This window comes from Nonomuraea basaltis (assembly GCF_005893125.1).
GTDB lineage: Bacteria > Actinomycetota > Actinomycetes > Streptosporangiales > Streptosporangiaceae > Nonomuraea > Nonomuraea basaltis.
Window position 1 is genome coordinate 1 of the sequence record NZ_VCJS01000258.1, and the last position, 16,752, is coordinate 16,752.

The following is a 16,752-nucleotide window of genomic DNA, read 5'->3' on the forward strand; positions in this document are numbered from 1 at the left end:
AGCGGAAGGGTACGATGTGTCTAAGAGACAGCCCCCGAGGCATCCCTGACACGACCCTGATTTCCCGGCCGGCCCCTCCCCCGTACACGTGACCGCCAACATGCCCAAGCCATCGCCCGGGCCGCACCGTGTCCGGTCGCCCGATGCGGCGGCCTCCGGCACGCGGTTCCGGGGCGTTCTCGTCCACGGGCGTCGAACCCCGAGGAGGGCGGGCCTCCTCGGGGTACGCGTCAGTCCAGGATGTGGGCGGTGGCGCGGGCGTAGCGGTGGCGGATTTCCGGGACCGCCTCGCCCTCGTACGTCGCCGTGTCCTCCGACCGCCAGTCCGGGGTCGTCAGGAGCGTGGCGGCCTGGTAGGCGGCGCCGTTGGCGACGTATTCGGCCGGTGGCGGCACCGTGATCGGGACGCCGAAGACGGTGGGGGCGATGCGGCGCACCGCCTCCGAGCGGGCGGCGCCGCCGATCAGGAGCACCCGCTCCGGCCGCATGCCCAGCGCGTCCAGGGCGTCGGCCAGGCCGCACAGCATGCCCTCGATGGCCGCCCGCGCCAGGTGGGCGGGGGTCGAGGTGGCCAGGGTCAGCCCGTGGATGGAGCCGGTCGCGGTCGGGCGGTTGGGGGTGCGCTCGCCCTCCAGGTACGGCACCAGCGTCAGCCCGTCCGCCCCCGGAGGCGCCTGGAGCGCGAGGTCGCTCAGCTCGCCGAGGCCGACCCCGGCGATGCGGGCGACGGCGTCCATGACCCTGGCGGCGTTGAGCGTGCACACCAGCGGCAGGAACCGCCCCGTGGCGTCGGCGAAGCCGGCCACCGCACCCGAGGGGTCGGCGCTGGACGACTCCGCGACCGCGAAGACGGTGCCGGAGGTGCCGAGGGACACCACGACGTCGCCGGACCGGGCACCTACGCCGAGCGCGGCGGCCATGTTGTCACCCGTCCCCGGAGCGATCAGCATCCGTCCGCTGCCGGCGGCCGCGCCGGTGGCCTCCTCCGTAGGACCGAGCACCCGGGGCAGCACGGGCACCGTGCCGAAGGCGGCCTTCAGCAGGTCCGTACGGTAAGTCCCCATCGAAGGCGACCAGTAGCCGGTGCCCGAGGCGTCGCCCCGATCGGTGGTGAGGTGGTCGAGGGGCGGCAGCGGGGCGTCCTGCCAGGCTTCCCGGTCGAAGGGGGCCCCGGACGCGAGCGCGCCCGCCAGCCGCCACGTGAGCCAGTCGTGCGGCAGGCACACCGCCGCCGTACGCCGTGCGTTGCCCGGCTCGTGCTCGGCCAGCCAGCGCAGCTTGGTCACCGTGAACGAGGCCACGGGCACCGAGCCGACCGCGTCGGCCCACGCCTGCGGCCCGCCCAGCTCCGCGGTCAGGTCGACGGCGGCCTGGGCGGAGCGGGTGTCGTTCCACAACAGCGCGTCGCGTACGACATTTCCGGACTCGTCCAGGCAGACCATGCCGTGCTGCTGCCCCGCCACGCTGATGGCCGCCACGCCGTCCAGCCCGCCGGCCTCCTCGATGGCCCGCAGCAACGCCGCCCACCAGTGCGACGGGTGCACCTCCGTGCCGTCCGGGTGCGGGGCCCGGCCCTGCCGCACCAGCGCGCCCGTCTCCGCGTCACGAATGACGACCTTGCAACTCTGCGTCGAAGAATCGACCCCAGCGACCAGCGTCACCCACGAACTCCTAACAAGTGCTCCAGCGCAAGCTGGTTGAGATGTGTGAAATGGTATCCGCGCCGAGCCGCCTCGCCGGGATCGAAGTCGTCCCCCGCCAGGTCGGCCAGCGTCTCGCCGCGGTTGAGCGTGGGCAGGCCGAGCTCCTCGACACGGGAGGCCCGCAGCGCCTCGCGCACCTCCGGATCGGCCCGGAAATTACGGGCCTTCTCCCGGAGGATCAGGTAGGTCCGCATGTTCGCCGCGGCCGAGACCCACACATCGGACGGGTCCTCCGTGCGCAGCGGCTTGTAGTCGAAGTGCCGAGGCCCGTCGTAGCCGCCGTGCTCCAGCAGGTCGACCAGGAAGAACGCGCTCATCACGTCCCCGTGCCCGAACACCAGGTCCTGGTCGAAGCGGGGCCCGTGCTGCCCGTTGAGATCGATGTGGAACAGCTTGCCGTGCCACAGCGCCTGCGCGATGCCGTGCACGAAGTTGAGCCCGGCCATCTGCTCGTGGCCCACCTCGGGGTTGAGTCCCACCATGTCCGGGTGTTCGAGCTCGCCGATGAACGCCAGCGCGTGCCCGATCGTGGGCAGCAGGATGTCGCCGCGCGGCTCGTTCGGCTTGGGCTCGATCGCGAAGCGGATGCCGTAGTCGCGCTCGCGTACGTAGCCGCACAGCAGGTCGATGGCTTCCTTGTAGCGGCCGAGCGCGGCCCGCACGTCCTTGGCCGCGTCGGACTCGGCCCCCTCGCGGCCGCCCCAGCAGACGTAGGTGGTGGCGCCCAGCGAGGCGGCCAGGTCGAGGTTGCGCATCACCTTGCGCAGGGCGTATCGCCGCACGTCACGGTCGTTGCTCGTGAAGGCCCCGTCGCGGAAGACGGGGTGCGTGAACAGGTTCGTGGTGGCCATGGGGACTTTCAGCCCGGTCTCGGCAAGCGCTTTCCGAAACGCCGCGATCGCCCGGTCGCGATCGGGCTCGACGGCGAGCAGGTCGTCGTCGTGGAAAGTGACCCCATGGGCCCCGAGCTCGGCCAGCCGGTGCACGCTCTCGACCGGATCGAGGGGCGCCCGGGTGGCGTCCCCGAACGGATCGCGCGCCTGCCAGCCGACCGTCCACAGACCGAAGGTGAATCGATCATCAGGGGTTGGCTCGTACATGCACTCGATGCTCCCCCCGCGATCAGTTGTTCACAACCCCGAGGGATCCCGCCCCACGCTGATCTCTTCGGCGATCTTGCGTATCTCCGCCACCTCGAGGCCAGGAGCCTTGGGCAGGTCGCGCAGCAGCGCGTCCATGACCACGGGCACGGGCTGGCCCGCGAAGCGGCCCGCAATGCCATGGACCGTCCTGAACAGCGCCTCTTCGGTGTCGCGCATCGGCATCTCCTCGTTCGGGTACGCGCAGAACGGTACGGCCTCCACACGACAGTTTTCTCGCTTAGCGCTCCAGCGTGTTCTTGTCGGCTGCGGAGATGACGGCCGAGCAGATCTCGTCCAGCTCGCGTACCTGCTCGGGCTCGAGCACGTCGAACAGGCTCCGCCGGACCTCCTCGACGTGCCCGGGAGCGGCGGCGGCGAGCGCGGCGTACCCGTCGTCGGTGAGCACCGCGAGGTTGCCCCGGCGATCGGCGGAGGAGCGCTCGCGGCGGACCCAGCCGCGCTCCTCCAGGCGCGCCACGGCGTGCGAGAGGCGGCTCTGGGAGCACTGGGCGCTGGCGGCCAGTTCGCTCATCCGCATCGACCTCCCCGGCGCCTCGGAAAGGCGCACGAGGATCACGTAGTAGGCGTGCGGCATGTTCGCGTCCCGCTGAAGCTGGCGGTCGAGCGTCTCGTTGATCAACTGGGTCGCCGCCATGAACCTTCGCCAGGTGCGCTGCTCGTCCTCATCCAGCCATCGGGTCATGCCCTTAATCTAGTTGAACTCTCATATACTTAGGGCGGGACTCTGATGAAAGGGGATCACCATGCCGGTCCATCGGCTCAACCACGCGGTGCTCTACGTCCGTGACGTGGAGCGCAGCGTCGCCTTCTACCGGGAGGCCCTCGGCTTCGACGTCGTGATGGGCATGCGGGGCGCCGCCTTCCTCCAGGCGCCGGGCTCGACGAACGACCACGACCTGGGCCTGTTCCAGATCGGCGAGGACGCGGCGCCGTCGCAGGCGGGGCGGACCTCGGTGGGGCTGTACCACCTGGCCTGGGAGGTCGACACCCTCGAAGACCTGGAGCACATCTCGGCCAAGCTGGCCGAGCTCGGCGCGCTGGTGGGCGCGTCCGACCACGGCACCACCAAGGCTCTCTACGCGAAGGACCCCGACGGGCTGGAGTTCGAGGTGTCGTGGCTGGTGCCGGCCTCGCTGCTCACCGCCGAGACCCTCGCCGCGCGCGCCGGCATCCGCCCGCTCGACCTCAGCGCCGACAAGAAGCGGTACGGCGCACAGACACGAGGCGGCGTGGGCGTGTCGATCCCCGCCTGAAGTACCGTGGCAGTATCCGGGTTTTCCGGATCCGACTCCTGAACGCCACGGAGAGCGGTCATGTCAAGCGATCCTGATCACGTGCTCGACGCCATCGACGGCGTCGTCGACGAGTGGGAGACGCTGAGCGCGGACGCCATGCGCTGGGCGCCTCCCGAAAGCAAGAGTCCCGACCTCATGACGGAGATGACCGAGATCTTCGGTCCGCTCGTCAACGCGTTCTCGCAGGCACTGCGGCCGGTCAGCGACGCGTTCGAGCGGGTCCTCCACACCTTGGACGGAGACGACGACTAAGGTCGCCGGCCGTCGCCGCGCCCGTCGGGGCAGGCCACGGCCGGCCTAGTCCAACAGCCCTGTTAGATTAGGCCCATGACAGGACTCGGGACGCTCCTCCGCCACGTCCACGAGCTGATGGACGGCGCCATCGCGGAGATCTACGCCGATCGCGGCATGCCCGAATTCCGCCCTCGCTTCTCCCCCTACGTGCGCACGCTGGTCTCGGAGGGCCCGATGGCCATCCGCGACCTGGCCAAGGCGATCGGCGTGACGCATTCGGCGGCCAGCCAGACCGTGGTCCAGATGCGCCGGTGCGACCTGGTGACCTTGGAGAAGGGCGCCGACGCCCGCCACCGCATCGTGCACCTCACCGCCAAGGCCCGCGCCGCCCTCCCGCTGATCGAGGCCGAGTGGGCGGCGACGGAGCAGGCAGTGCGGGAGCTGGACGCGGAGCTGCCCGTACCACTGGCCGAGGTGCTGCGGGCCACGGTGGAGGCGCTGGAACGCCGCCCGTTCCGCACCAGAATCGAGGCGTGCGACACGCTAGACTCCTCGGCATGACATGGCGACATTGATGACTGACCAGAGGCCGGCGCGGGGCGCGCGGACCTCCGAGGCGACGAGCACTCGGAGTCCCCGTTCGTCTCCTTGGAAGGCCTCATGCTCGTCCCAAAACTGTACGCCTATACGTTCCTAGGCGAATTCATCCTGCTCTACCCGGTGTACACGCTGCTGTTCACCGACACCGGGTTGTCCGTGGCCGAGACCTCGTCCCTGTTCGCCATCTGGTCGGTGACGGGCATGATCCTGGAGGTCCCGTCCGGCGCCTGGGCCGACGCCGTGTCCAGGCGGCTGCTCCTGTGCCTCGGCCCGCTCCTGGCCGGCGCCGGTTACGCCCTGTGGATCCTCTTCCCCTCCTACTGGGCGTTCGCCGCGGGCTTCGTGCTCTGGGGCGCGCAGGGCGCCCTCGTCTCCGGCGCCTTCGAGGCCCTCTCCTACGAGGAGCTTGAGCGCCTCGGCCAGGAGAGCCGGTACGCCACCGTCATGGGCCGGGCGGAGTCCATCGGCCTCGTCGCGGACGCGGCGGCGATCGGTCTCGCGATGCCGGTGTTCGCGGCCGGCGGATATCTCGCGGTGGGGGCGGCGAGCGTACTGGCCTGCGTGCTGTGCGCCGCCACGGCCCTCACACTCCCTGAACACAGAGCCTCCGCCACCGCCACGGACGGAAGCTACCTGTCGGTGCTGCGGGCGGGGATCACGGAGGCTCGCACGGATCGAGGTGTGCTCCACGCGCTGCTGCTGGTCTCCTTCGTGACGGCGATATGGGGAGCCCTGGAGGAGTACGTCCCCTTCCTGGGGCTCGAGACCGGCGTGGCCAAGACCACCATCCCCCTGCTGGTGCTGGTCGTCTGGATCGGCGCCGCGAGCGGCGGTCTGCTGGCCGGAGCCGCGCGGCGCATGCCCGGCCGCGCCTACGCCCTGACGATCGGGGGCGCGGCCCTGGCCATGGCGGCCGGGGCGATGAGCGGGCACCCGGCCGGGTTCGCGCTGATCGCCGTGGCGTTCGGGGCGTTCCAACTGGCCGGGATCGTGGCCGACGCACGGCTCCAGGAGCGGATCACCGGCACGGCCCGGGCCACCGTGACATCGGTCGCCGGCCTGGGCACGAACCTGGTCACGCTGGCGGTGTACACGGCCTACGCCGCGGCCTCGCCGGGCCTGTCACACGGCGCGACGTTCGCCCTCCTGGTCGTGCCGTACCTGTTCATCGCCCTCATGGCGGCCCGCCCGTCCCCGTCGCCCGTTCAGTAGCGGGACGGAATCCGCCTGGGCAGCGGTGGCGGCTCGGGAGCCTCCTCCTCCGGTGACGGCGGAGGGGGCTCCTCCCGCACGACCTTGCCCCGCCATCGGGACGGAAAGACCGAGGCGGCGAGCAACAGGCATCCGGCCGGGAGCGACCAGGAATGCAGCAGGGTCGCATAGCTCACGAGATATTCGCTGGGCACGAGGTCGTACCACAGCCTGTGGTCGCCGCCCATACCAAGGCGCACCATGCCCGTCAGCGCGAAACCGGTGAAGGCCAAGCCGGGCAGCAGCGAGGCGAGCGGCGACAGCCTCGAACCGGCCAGCACGCCGATGACGACCAGGGCGCCGGCGAACGCGCCCATCGCGATCCAGTCGATGGTGACCTGCGCCAACATGCGATAACGCTCGGAGAAGCCATACCCCAGGCCGACCGCGATGAATGGCGTGGCCAGCAGCCCCGCACCGGCGCCGAGCAAATGACGAACACCATTACGCACAGAAAACACCTCCAGCAACGGGACCTTACCGACTTATCGCGATCTCCACCTTCAAGGCGAGAAATGTCTGGTTCGGAGCCCTGACCAAAACCCGGCCATAACACCGAAATAGGGGCTGATTGATATCTGACGGCCATCGCGTCAGCCGTTAACTTGACAGCACCCCAACCCGAGGAGTGCGCATGTTGAGTAAACGCTGTGCGCTGGTCGGCGGCGTCATCCTCGCCGTCAGCCTCGCAACCCCCCTCAGCTCAGCAGCAGCTGACCCTGCACCTCAATCAGCCTCCCCAGCACCCCCCTCCATGATCGACGCGCTCGAACGCGATCTCGGCCTCTCCGAGGCACAAGTCGTCACCCGGCTGGCCAACGAGGAACGCGCCGTGGCCGTGGAATCCGCGCTCACCGCCCAGCTCGGCGCGTCGTTCGGCGGCGCCTGGCTGAACGACGACGCCTCCAAGCTCATGGTCGCCACCACCGACGCCAACGCCGCCCCCACCATCGAGGCGCAGGGCGCACAGCCGGTCGTCGTCAAGCGGACGCTGGCCGACCTCAACGCGGTCATGCAGAAGCTCGACCAGGCCCCGCGGCAGGCCTCGGCCGCGGCCTCGCTCTGGTACGTCGATGTGAAGACCAACACCGTCTCCGTCCAAGCGCCCACGGTGGAGGCCGCTGATGCCCTCGCCACGGCCGCCGGCGTCGACAAGAGCATGATCACCGTATCGGCGACGGCCGAGCGGCCGATGACGTTCATCGACATCGTCGGCGGCATGCCGTTCTACATCGGCTCCAGCCGCTGCAGCGTCGGCTTCTCCGTCACCAGAGGCAGCACCCCCGGCTTCGTCACCGCCGGGCACTGCGGCCGGGCCGGCGCCAGGACCACCAACCCCACGGGCACCTTCCAGGGCTCGTCCTTCCCCGGCAACGACTACGCCTGGGTCGCCGCCCCCGGTAACAACGCGACGCCCTACGTACGCGGCTCCGGCGGCTCGCTGGTGACCGTCCGCGGCTCCACCCAGGCCTCGGTCGGCTCGTCCATCTGCCGCTCCGGTTCGACCACCGGCTGGCGCTGCGGCACCATCCAGCAGCACAACGCCACCGTCACGTACCCGCAAGGCACGGTCTCCGGCCTGACCAGGACCAGCGCGTGCGCCCAGCCGGGCGACTCCGGCGGCTCGTTCATCTCGGGCAGCCAGGCCCAGGGCGTGACCTCCGGCGGCTCGGGCAACTGCAGCGTCGGCGGCACGACGTACCACCAGCCGGTCAATGAAATCTTGAGCGTTTACGGTCTGACGCTCCGAACCGGCTGACCGAAATCCCCGCGCAGCGTGCCCACCAGACCCGGGCACGCTGCGCGGCCGCTTCACCGATGAATTCTCGCCGCCCGCCGGGTCTGTCTGTCGTAGGTATCAACGACGACAGAGGAGCAAGTCGATGAAGCGCCCCACCCTGGGCAGCCTGCTGCTCGCCAGCACCGACCCCGAGCGGCTGCGCGCCTGGTACGCCGCCGCGCTCGACCCCGAGGACAACACCGACGTCAACGGGTACCGGGTGCTCAAGTTCGGGGAATTCTTCCTGTTCATCGACACGCGGAACGACGTGGCCGACAAGAATCCCGAGCCCGGCAGGGTGATACTGAACTTCGACGTGGCCGACGCCCGCGCTGTCGCGGCCCGCATGGAGAGCGCGGGCGTGACGTGGCTGGCGGAGCTCGAGGACCGCGACGGCAACCTGTTCGCCACCGCGATCGACCCTGACGGCAACTACGTACAGATCATCCAACTGAGCGAGGCCCATCGCGCGGCCATGTGACTTCGGGGGAGTCCATCATGTTCGGTAAGACAAAGGCATTCAGCGGTTTCTCGGTGAACGACATCGCGGCGGCGAAGAGATTCTACGGCGAGACGCTCGGACTACGCGTTTCGGAGGAACACGGCCTGCTGACCCTCCACATAGAGGGCGGCACCGACATCCTGATCTATCCGAAGGACGACCACACGCCGGCCACTTTCACCATTCTCAACTTCCCGGTCGAGGACATCGAGAAGGCGGTGAACGAGCTGACCGCGCGCGAAGTCCGCTTCGAACGTTACGAGAACCTCCCCGCGGACGAGAAAGGCATCTTCCGCGAGGCCGGCCCACCGATCGCGTGGTTCACCGACCCGGCGGGAAACATCCTCTCGGTGCTACAGGAGTAGGGAAAGACCAGGGCTCTTCTCCCTACCTCCCCCGCGAGGCCGGGGGAGGCGCCCTGCCGCAAGGAGCGGGGAATGACGGGCAACATGAAGACCTTCAGCCGGCTCACACCCAACGCCGGTGCGGGCCCTCACCGGGACGGGTCGCTCAGCGCCTCCAGCTCCCCCTGGTACAGCAGCCGGTTGGCGAACAGCACGTCTGCCGTGTCGTTCAGCGTCAGGACGGCCCTCAGCACCGTGCGCCCGTCGGCGCGGACACGGTCGTGGGCGATCTCTGGTGCATGGTCGCCGTACGCCCCGCCGTTGCGCGTGCTCGCCGCTGGGGTGAGCTGGGTCGTCAGCGCCTGCTCCACCTTGGTGGCGGCGGACGCGGCAGGCAGTACGCAGATCACGTTGACCGGCCGGTCATCCAGGCCGGCCGGGCGGCGCAGCCCCACGCCGTACAGCGTGACGGCGCCGGGCGCCGACGAGGCCATGATCGTGGCTGCGGCGACATCGCCGAGGCAGGCGGCCACGGCGGCGTGATCCGGGCTGCCGGCCAGCGCGGGTCCGCCTCCCATGACGGCCGCCAGCGGCCCGGCGGCCGAGGCAGTCGCCACCATGGTGTCGGTGACTACGACCTGGTTGAGCTGGTTGGTCACCCCAGGGACGATCGTGCGGGAGGGATCTATCTCGGTGCCGGGGGTGAAGGAGAGCCCGTCGTGGCCGCCCAGGCGGCGGGGCTTGGCTCCGAGGGCGGTCAGCTTCGCCCGTACGGCGCCCGCATCGACGCCGCCGTCGAACCGGAACGCCTGCCGCGGCGGCACGCCGATCGCGATCGCCCGCGCGCCCGCCTCGGGCGTCATACCCGTGGCCTTCGGCAGTACCGCCGCGGCGTGGGCCAGGCTCCCGAGACCGGAACCGGCCGCAGGCAGCCATCGGCGCCCGTCGCCGGACCCGCCGCTGACGCCGAGGCCGCGCCACCAGGCCGGTTCGCCGTATTCGACGTACGCGGCGGCGGGTCCCTCGCCAGAGACGTCCGCGAGCGCGTCCAGGAGACCGCTTCCGGCATCGGACGTTCCTGAGGCGGCCGGGGACGGCGCGCTCCGCGGACGTTCCACGACGGTGTCGGCGGCCTCTCGCGCACACCCCGTCAGGACCAGCAGCGCCACCAGCGCCGCGCCCATTCTTCGCATGGGCACGAAGCTAGGCGGCCGCGCTTGGATCTTACTGGCGGACGGCTGCAGTCCTCCAGGGGCGCACGCACGCCGGGGGTTGGGGAAGTGTGGCGCACCTGAGCTCCAGCCGAGGCCCTTACCTCAACGTCACAGGCGTCGGCCGATGGTGAGGACGGCCGACCAGTGGCGGGTGAGTCGTCCGTCGGGGCGTGCGGCAAGGCGGCGGCGGATCTCCTGGTAGAGGTGTTCGCGCTTGGCCGGCTCCATGGCGATGTGGCCGGAGAACGTATCGAGCAGAGCGATGTATTCGTCTGCCGTGTAGCGCAAGGCCCATACGTAGAGCTTCGTACCGACCACGGTGAAGTCTCCGGTGGCATCGAACTCGGCGGCGATGGGATCGGGCTGGTCCTCGGGCGGTGGCGGGGGCCACGGGCCGTCATGGCCTTCGCCGATCTCTTCATAGACCTTCTGGATTTCGGTGAAGAAGGGGTCGAAGCCTGCCGGCATTGCGTGGTCGGCGTTCCATACGGCCAAGTGGCCGCCCTGCGTGAGGAGGGCGGCTGCTTTCGCGTACTTGACCTCGGGGTCCACCCACTTCCAGGCCGTGGCCGCGTAGAGGAGATCGAAGGAGACGCCTGCCGGTGGCTCCCAGCCTTCGAAGGGCGAGGTGATTACGGAGACGTCGGGGAATTCGGCGAGTCGGTGCCGTGCCTCCGCCGCAAGGGCATCGCCGAGTTCGACCGCGGTGATCCGGAAGCCCATCCGTGCCAAGGGCAGCGTGGCCTTCCCCGGGCCGCATCCGACTTCGAGCAGGTGCGCGGGTGGTGTGATACCCGTGATCGCGAGCAGGTCGGAATACAGCTCGGCCGGGTAGTCGGGGCGCGCGTCTTGATAGGAGGCAGCCGCTCTGTCGAAGGTGGCTCGCAGCCGAAGATCGCGGGACATGCTCCAATCCTGGCAGCGCCGCAACACCGCCGTCGCCTGAATATCCTGCTCACATGCCAGATAGCACGGGGAACCAGGGGGACTCACGGTCACTCACTCACCGGGGATCAACGAGAGAGGCCCAGTCACCGCGTTTCCGCTGGTTACGAGCCTCTTCTGGCTGGTGTGGCAGGTGCAAGGTTCGAACTTGCGTAGCCTGAGCCGACGGTTTACAGCGCGTGATCCTTGCGGCTGAGAGACAGCCTTCGACCTGCGGCATGACCATGTCTCGCCGCCGTGAGCTCCATGATCATTGCACGTATATTGCACGGCGGCCGCTGGAGCGGATCTCAGCTGGCTACGGTCCTGACACCCGGCGCGGCGATCATCCCGGAGCCGGAGGCCCCCGCCAGAGCCCCATGAGTTGCGAGCGGCCCACGGAGGCATCCTCTTCGATTATTGGATGGTCAGGCGGTAGCCCTGGCCGGTGGATCGAGGGCAGAGGAAGATGGTGAGGGCTGCGTAGCGGCCAAACACCACCTGAAGTAGATCGGCGCCCTCGGGAAAGGGGATCTCGGGGATGTCGCGTGCGTAGAACTGTGCGACACCCACCATGGGCACTGGACTCTCCGGGGCACGGTCCTTCATCGTCAACCAGCCGGGCTGACCGAAGGGCGCGGCCTGCACCTGGACGGTTCGGTCGCATGCCGGCCACGGCTCATCGGACGGCCAGATCAGCGGTCCTCCAATGTGGCTGTTGTGCATGCTCGGTTTCCCCGGCCGCGGATGGAGACGGTGCAACCCGGCTAACTCGGGTCGGCACTTGAGTCGATGAGCCGCCGTCTCGCTCTAAGGATCAGCCCTCGAGCCTCCGCAAAGCTCACGAATATAACGAAAGCGACAAACAGGCCCGCCTGAATCCACCAGATGGCGCTATGGAACCAATGAGTTCGCGTAGGCTCATGGATGGCCAGCCAGAGCAACCAGACCTCTCCGGCGGACATTGCAAGGCCGATAAGCAGCATGGCTCAGTTCAGCCAAGCGGGGGTGTGGAGCATAAGTTTGTCGTCAACCCACCTGCGCGGGATCGATCGGAAAAATCCAAGCTCCGATCGCTGAGACTCTGGCGTCTTTTCATGCATGTAAGGAGTTTGGCATCTCCGGTGAGAGTTAGGGAGAGCCGGTTTCGTCTAACCGCCCGTGAACAGACCGATCGTTAAGGTGATTTGCGTGAGGTGGATCGGGCGAGTCGCCGCCCCATGAGGACGATCATCGACCACAACACCATGGCCTCGTGGTGTTCGGATAACCGTTCATAGTCGCGGACGCAGCGCCGACACTGGAAGATCCACGACAGGGACCGCTCCACTACCCACCTGCGGGGCAGGACGACGAAGCCTTTGGTGTTGTCGCTGCGCTTGACGATCTCCAGGGTGAGCTGGAGCTTCTGCTTGGCCCAGGTGACCAGCTTGCCCGCGTATCCGCCGTCGGCCCAGATCAGGATGATCTTCTCGTACCAGTCGTGCAGGCGCTCCAGCGCGGGCCGGGCGCCGTCGCGGTCTTGCACGCTGGCGGCGGTGACCAGGACGACGAGCAGCAGGCCCAGGCAGTCCACGATGACGTGCCGCTTGCGGCCCTGTACGTTCTTGCCCGCGTCATACCCGCGGCTTGCGGCGCCCACGGTCTCGGCGGCTCGCACGGACACTGCGACGCGCGGAAGGTCCCAGGGGGCACGAACGCTCCCGTCACCCCGCCCCGGCCGCCGACGAAGCGTGGTCTGGCAGGTAACGCCTCGATCTAGCTTGCGTACGCGGTCCTGATGCTTGTGGTGGCTGACACCGGAGCGGATGCACGCCGCGTGGATCAAGGCGGTGATGCTGCACATGACCGTGTGGACGCGGCCGTACGTCAGCGCCGATGCCTGGTGACGTCGTCGGCCATGGCGCGCTCGGCGGTGATATCGGTGATGAAGGACCCCATTGCCGCGGCGCACTCGGCCGCGTGGGTCTCGAGCAGGAGGTGGCCGGCGTCGTAGACGTGCATCTCGAGCCGGTCCAGCGCTCGGGCGTAGCCCATGATCTCGGACAGGTCGAAGAACGCGTCGTGGCGGCCCCAGAGCAGCAGACACGGCGGCTGGCGGGTCCGGTGGTAGTCGGCCAGCTCGCCGAAGCGGGCGACGTGGCTGGCGTAGTCGCGAAACAACTGGAACTGGACTTCGACGTTGCCCGGCCGCGACATCCGCTTCCAGTCGAAGTGCCACGTCTCGGGCGGGTGGAGGACACGCACCCGCTCCGGCAGCCCGCTCAGGTACTGCGCGCGAGTGCCCTCGAAGTTCAGCCACTCGGGCAGCCGGGCACGGTTGGCCTCCGAAGGATCGGCCCAAAAGACCCGTGCGCTGTCCCACTGGCTACCCAGGCCGTCCTCGTGGGCGTTGCCGTTCTGCACGATGAGCCCGAGGATGCGCTCGGGACGCCGGGTGGCGAGGTGGTAGCCGACAGGGGCGCCGAAGTCGTGCAGGTAGACGAAGAACTCCTCGACGCCGATCTGCTCGAGGAACGCCTCGATGGTGTCGGCCAGGTTGGTGAACGTGTATTCGTACTCGTCGACGCCGGGCGCGGCGGAGAACCCGAAGCCCAGCAGGTCCGGGGCGATGACCCGGCTCACCTCGGCCAGCGGCGAGAGCACGTGCCGGAAGGTGTGCGAGGAGCTCGGGAAGCCGTGCAGCAGCAGCACGCAGGGCTTGTCCGCCGCGCCGGCCTCCCGGTAGAAGACCTCGAGTCCATCCACGTCGAGGCTGCGGTGGCGTGGCTTGCCGGTCGCCTGCATCTGTCCGCTCTCCTTGGCTGGTCTGCGTTGTGACGGCGCTGGCCAGCCGGATTCAGGATCGGTCCGTACCACCGAGATTAACGGATGGCTGTGCCGGCGACGATCACCGCGATGCCTGGCCAGCGTCACCGCGCCGGGCCGCTCGCCGAACAAGATCGCCGCCCCGAGCCGCGGTGCCCGCGACCCCGAAGCCGGCCCACACCGCGTTGACAATCCCGACGGGAAACTTGCGTACAGCCAGCACCCCGGTACGACACGGGCTAATTAGTACTCCAGTGACTCTTCGCGATCTTGAGTCGTTGGGGCACATGGCGACGGCCACCGCGTGATCATTTGGAGTTTGTGAGGACAACCAAAGATCGTGCGGTGGCCGCGGACCACAGCGTAGACCTGACGGCTGGATGGTCATCTTCAACGAGCTGATGGCCCGGATCGTCGGGCTGACCCTGCGTTGGCGGCGCGAGTCGGCCTGGGCGTCGAAGGCACGGGGGCTGACCGTGCTGGCTTGGGCGTCGTCGGTGGCGTTCGTGCTGTTCGCCGTGGCTCGTCCGCTGATCTTTCTGTTAGGACCTCTCAGCGCTGTGGCCGCACCGTCCAAGGGGCGAGCTTCTCGGGATTGCGCACGACCCAGATGCGTGTGATCCGGTCGTCTGCAACATCGAACGCCGCCACCGTCACGGTGACGCCGTCCAGCTGGGCCACCAGCCCCGGCTGACCGTTGACCGTACGCTCCAAGAGCGTCAGGTTGGGCGTCCTGGTGGCCATGGCGATGATGTAACGGGCGATCTGCTCGCTGCCCTCGATGGGGCGGAGTACGGCGCTGACCACGCCGCCGCCATCGGCGATCATCGTGGCGTCCGGGTCGAGCAGGCCGACGAGGGCGCCGATGTCGTTGGCCTCCCAGGCCTGCTTGAAGTCCCTGACGATACCGCCTCGCAAGGCCGCCGGAGCCACAGAAGCCCGCGACGCGTCAATACGACGGCGGGCCGAGGAGGCCAGCTGGCGGCATGCCGCCGGAGTACGGCCGACGATCTCGGCCACTTCGGCGAAGGAGTAGCGGAAGACGTCGTGCAGGATGAACGCGACGCGCTCGGCCGGGGTCATCGATTCCAGCACGACGAGGAAGGCCATGTTGACCGACTCGTCGAGGGTGACGCGGTCGGCGGGGTCGAGCGAGGCGCCTCCCGACCGGCCGCTGATCCACTCCGTCGGTTCGGGCAGCGGCTCGGGGATCCATTCGCCCACGTAACGCTCCCGCCGGGCGCGGGCCGAGCCGAGCAGGTCGAGGCAGATACGGCCGGCGACGGTCGTCAACCAGGCGCCAGGAGAGGCGATGGCCTCCTTCTGCTGCTGAGACATGGCATACCAGCGGGCGTAGGCCTCCTGGACCACATCCTCAGCATCGGCCAGGGAGCCGAGGAGCCGGTAGGCGAGATTGATCAGCTGGCGCCGCTCGCCCATGATCGGGTCGTCGGTGGTCATGGTGTGGACGCTCCCTTCCCTCACCAGTCCGACGAGGCAGCGTACCGAACCGCGAGGTTGGCGCGTGGCCTCACATTCCCCGCAGGTGTTTCGTCGGACTAGTGAGACACCGAGATCGAGAAGGGAAACCCTCGCCATGCCTACGCGCGCGACGACCAAGCGGTACAGCCTCATGTTCTTGCGTATCGCGATCATCGGGCAAGCCGTAGCTGTCTTCGTCCAGGCGATCACCGCGGGGCTGGTGTTGTCCTCGCCCCACGGTGGGGCGCTGCACAGTGCTGGGTCGTACACGCTGTGGGTCGTGGTAGTGGTGCACGTGATCGTCACGATCTTGGCGTGGCGGCCGGGCGGCGGCTCGCCCAAGCCCATCATGTACGCCGTCGGATTCTTTGTGCTCACGAATGCGCAGGTAGCCCTGGGCATCGCGCACGTGGAGGCCGTGCACATCCCGTTGGGCGTCCTGCTGTTCGGCCTGAGCGTCCTTCAGCTCATCTGGATCTGGACCGGCCGCCGCACTCCCCTGACCGCCTCGGCATGACCGCCGACGCGCATCGCCTAATAAACAAGGAGTACCTCATGTCCATCCGTCACCTGATCGCCGTCTCGGTTCAGCCGGACCCCACCAGTGTTTACGCCCTGAGCTCCGGGCGACTCGGGGCCATCACAGCCGCGCTCGTGGGGCTGATCGGCGTGATCGTCGGTGGACGGGCTCTGGCCCGCGCTCGTCGTATCGGCACCGGCAACGGACGAAACGGGGCCATCGTGGCCCTGGTGGCTGGGCTGATCGGGTTGGTTGTCGGGGGGCTGGTCATGGCCACCTCCGACGGTGGTATCGGCACCGGCAACGGGCTGGCCGGGGCCATCGTAGCCGCGGCGGTGGGGCTGATCGCCGTAGCGGTCGGCGGGCTGGCTCTGGCCCGCTCCCGCCGTACCAGCTAGTGCCGTGTTAGGCCACGTTTGTCCTCTTCACGATGCGGCGTAGGCGTGGGTTGTCGGTGTTGCGGTTTCGCCAGGCGATGTAGCGGCGAATCATGCTGCCCTGCTCGCGGTGGCTGGCGTGGTCGGTGCCGTTGAGGGTGAACTCCCGCAGCGCGGTGAACTACGCCTCGATCCGGTTCAAGTAGGAAGAGTTGGTGGGCGTGTAGGCGATCTCGACGTTGCTCGCCTCCGCCCACTGGCCCACACGCTTGTCCTTCTTGGTCGTCAGGTGCGGGCTGAAGTTGTCGCAGATGATCGCGATCCGCACGTCGGGCGGGTAGAGGCTGCGCAGGTAGCGGCAGAACTCCAGGAACTCTCCGCGTCGCTTGCGCTTCTTGACGTGCCCATACATCTTGTCCTTGCCCAGGTCTAACGCGGCGAACAGGTGCCGCACCCCTTGGGTGCGGGTGTAGGTGGCGCGCATCCGCGGCCGAGGCTAACGATCGGGATCCTTGCCCTTGCCGCCGACGTCGGTCCACTGCCTACCGGGACGCG

Annotated in this window: 21 protein-coding genes; 9 read left to right on the plus strand and 12 right to left on the minus strand. The window is 68.7% G+C overall.

Features of this window, described 5'->3' with window-relative positions; translation table 11 throughout:
- Positions 1–230 precede the first annotated feature (230 nt).
- The 4 genes from EJK15_RS58840 to EJK15_RS58855 all read right to left on the minus strand — a co-directional run bounded on the left by EJK15_RS58840 (position 231) and on the right by EJK15_RS58855 (position 3,548).
- On the minus strand, positions 231–1,661 hold the full coding sequence (locus tag EJK15_RS58840; protein ID WP_138719120.1) for a xylulokinase: 1,431 nt from the start codon (positions 1,659–1,661) through the stop codon (positions 231–233).
- Positions 1,658–2,803 (minus strand): xylose isomerase, encoded by a 1,146-nt coding sequence (gene xylA / locus EJK15_RS58845; protein WP_138719121.1) that lies wholly within the window; start codon positions 2,801–2,803, stop codon positions 1,658–1,660. The genes EJK15_RS58840 and xylA overlap by 4 nt, the downstream gene beginning before the upstream one ends.
- A 30-nt stretch (positions 2,804–2,833) precedes the next feature.
- Positions 2,834–3,022, minus strand: a complete 189-nt coding sequence (locus tag EJK15_RS58850; RefSeq protein ID WP_138719122.1) for a hypothetical protein — start codon at positions 3,020–3,022, stop codon at positions 2,834–2,836.
- Positions 3,023–3,083: 61 nt separating this feature from the next.
- Positions 3,084–3,548: a MarR family winged helix-turn-helix transcriptional regulator gene (locus tag EJK15_RS58855; protein ID WP_171075193.1), complete on the minus strand. Its 465-nt coding sequence runs from the start codon at positions 3,546–3,548 to the stop codon at positions 3,084–3,086.
- A 61-nt stretch (positions 3,549–3,609) separates the two neighbouring features.
- Between EJK15_RS58855 and EJK15_RS58860 the strand changes: the two genes are divergently transcribed.
- The 4 genes from EJK15_RS58860 to EJK15_RS58875 all read left to right on the plus strand — a co-directional run bounded on the left by EJK15_RS58860 (position 3,610) and on the right by EJK15_RS58875 (position 6,207).
- Positions 3,610–4,119, plus strand: a complete 510-nt coding sequence (locus EJK15_RS58860; RefSeq protein ID WP_138719124.1) for a VOC family protein — start codon at positions 3,610–3,612, stop codon at positions 4,117–4,119.
- A gap of 60 nt (positions 4,120–4,179) precedes the next feature.
- Positions 4,180–4,413, plus strand: a complete 234-nt coding sequence (locus EJK15_RS58865; RefSeq protein WP_138719125.1) for a hypothetical protein — start codon at positions 4,180–4,182, stop codon at positions 4,411–4,413.
- Between the two features lie 75 nt (positions 4,414–4,488).
- A complete protein-coding gene (locus EJK15_RS58870; protein WP_138719126.1) occupies positions 4,489–4,956 on the plus strand; it encodes a MarR family winged helix-turn-helix transcriptional regulator in 468 nt (155 codons plus the stop codon).
- A gap of 99 nt (positions 4,957–5,055) precedes the next feature.
- On the plus strand, positions 5,056–6,207 hold the full coding sequence (locus EJK15_RS58875; protein WP_138719127.1) for an MFS transporter: 1,152 nt from the start codon (positions 5,056–5,058) through the stop codon (positions 6,205–6,207).
- On the opposite strand, the gene EJK15_RS58880 is transcribed toward EJK15_RS58875, so the two are convergent.
- Positions 6,201–6,698 (minus strand): hypothetical protein, encoded by a 498-nt coding sequence (locus EJK15_RS58880; RefSeq protein ID WP_138719128.1) that lies wholly within the window; start codon positions 6,696–6,698, stop codon positions 6,201–6,203. The two genes, EJK15_RS58875 and EJK15_RS58880, sit on opposite strands and share 7 nt — an antisense overlap.
- Before the next feature lie 302 nt (positions 6,699–7,000).
- Between EJK15_RS58880 and EJK15_RS58885 the strand changes: the two genes are divergently transcribed.
- The 3 genes from EJK15_RS58885 to EJK15_RS58895 all read left to right on the plus strand — a co-directional run bounded on the left by EJK15_RS58885 (position 7,001) and on the right by EJK15_RS58895 (position 8,893).
- The gene (locus tag EJK15_RS58885; RefSeq protein WP_240777897.1) at positions 7,001–8,005 is read left to right on the plus strand and encodes a S1 family peptidase; all 1,005 of its coding nucleotides are present in this window, start codon (positions 7,001–7,003) and stop codon (positions 8,003–8,005) included.
- 124 nt (positions 8,006–8,129) lie between these two features.
- Entirely contained in the window at positions 8,130–8,507 is a 378-nt protein-coding gene (locus EJK15_RS58890) for a VOC family protein (protein ID WP_138719130.1), read from the plus strand.
- Positions 8,508–8,524: 17 nt separating this feature from the next.
- Entirely contained in the window at positions 8,525–8,893 is a 369-nt protein-coding gene (locus tag EJK15_RS58895) for a VOC family protein (RefSeq protein WP_138719131.1), read from the plus strand.
- Positions 8,894–9,021: 128 nt separating this feature from the next.
- Here EJK15_RS58895 and EJK15_RS58900 read toward each other — a convergent pair whose 3' ends face one another.
- The 6 genes from EJK15_RS58900 to sigJ form a co-directional block, all read right to left on the minus strand.
- Positions 9,022–10,065, minus strand: a complete 1,044-nt coding sequence (locus EJK15_RS58900; RefSeq protein ID WP_138719132.1) for a hypothetical protein — start codon at positions 10,063–10,065, stop codon at positions 9,022–9,024.
- A 129-nt stretch (positions 10,066–10,194) separates the two neighbouring features.
- A complete protein-coding gene (locus EJK15_RS58905) occupies positions 10,195–11,019 on the minus strand; it encodes a class I SAM-dependent methyltransferase (RefSeq protein WP_240777898.1) in 825 nt (274 codons plus the stop codon).
- A gap of 408 nt (positions 11,020–11,427) precedes the next feature.
- Entirely contained in the window at positions 11,428–11,736 is a 309-nt protein-coding gene (locus tag EJK15_RS58910; RefSeq protein WP_171075192.1) for a hypothetical protein, read from the minus strand.
- 451 nt (positions 11,737–12,187) lie between these two features.
- Positions 12,188–12,676 carry a transposase gene (locus EJK15_RS58915; RefSeq protein WP_171075194.1) on the minus strand — a complete coding sequence of 163 codons (489 nt, stop codon included), beginning with the start codon at positions 12,674–12,676 and terminating at the stop codon, positions 12,188–12,190.
- A gap of 203 nt (positions 12,677–12,879) precedes the next feature.
- Positions 12,880–13,797, minus strand: coding sequence for an alpha/beta fold hydrolase (locus EJK15_RS58920; RefSeq protein ID WP_138719135.1), 918 nt, complete (start codon positions 13,795–13,797; stop codon positions 12,880–12,882).
- Between the two features lie 573 nt (positions 13,798–14,370).
- A complete protein-coding gene (gene sigJ / locus EJK15_RS58925) occupies positions 14,371–15,279 on the minus strand; it encodes an RNA polymerase sigma factor SigJ (RefSeq protein WP_138719136.1) in 909 nt (302 codons plus the stop codon).
- A gap of 172 nt (positions 15,280–15,451) precedes the next feature.
- Here sigJ and EJK15_RS58930 point away from each other — a divergent pair, with 172 nt between their 5' ends.
- Complete coding sequence (locus EJK15_RS58930) at positions 15,452–15,817, plus strand: hypothetical protein (RefSeq protein ID WP_240777900.1); 366 nt, start codon at positions 15,452–15,454, stop codon at positions 15,815–15,817.
- Positions 15,818–15,855: 38 nt separating this feature from the next.
- Positions 15,856–16,218 (plus strand): DUF6223 family protein, encoded by a 363-nt coding sequence (locus EJK15_RS58935; RefSeq protein WP_138719138.1) that lies wholly within the window; start codon positions 15,856–15,858, stop codon positions 16,216–16,218.
- A 160-nt stretch (positions 16,219–16,378) separates the two neighbouring features.
- Here the strand turns inward: EJK15_RS58935 and EJK15_RS75625 are convergent, their stop codons facing one another.
- Complete coding sequence (locus EJK15_RS75625) at positions 16,379–16,681, minus strand: transposase (RefSeq protein ID WP_240777899.1); 303 nt, start codon at positions 16,679–16,681, stop codon at positions 16,379–16,381.
- Positions 16,682–16,752 lie beyond the last annotated feature (71 nt).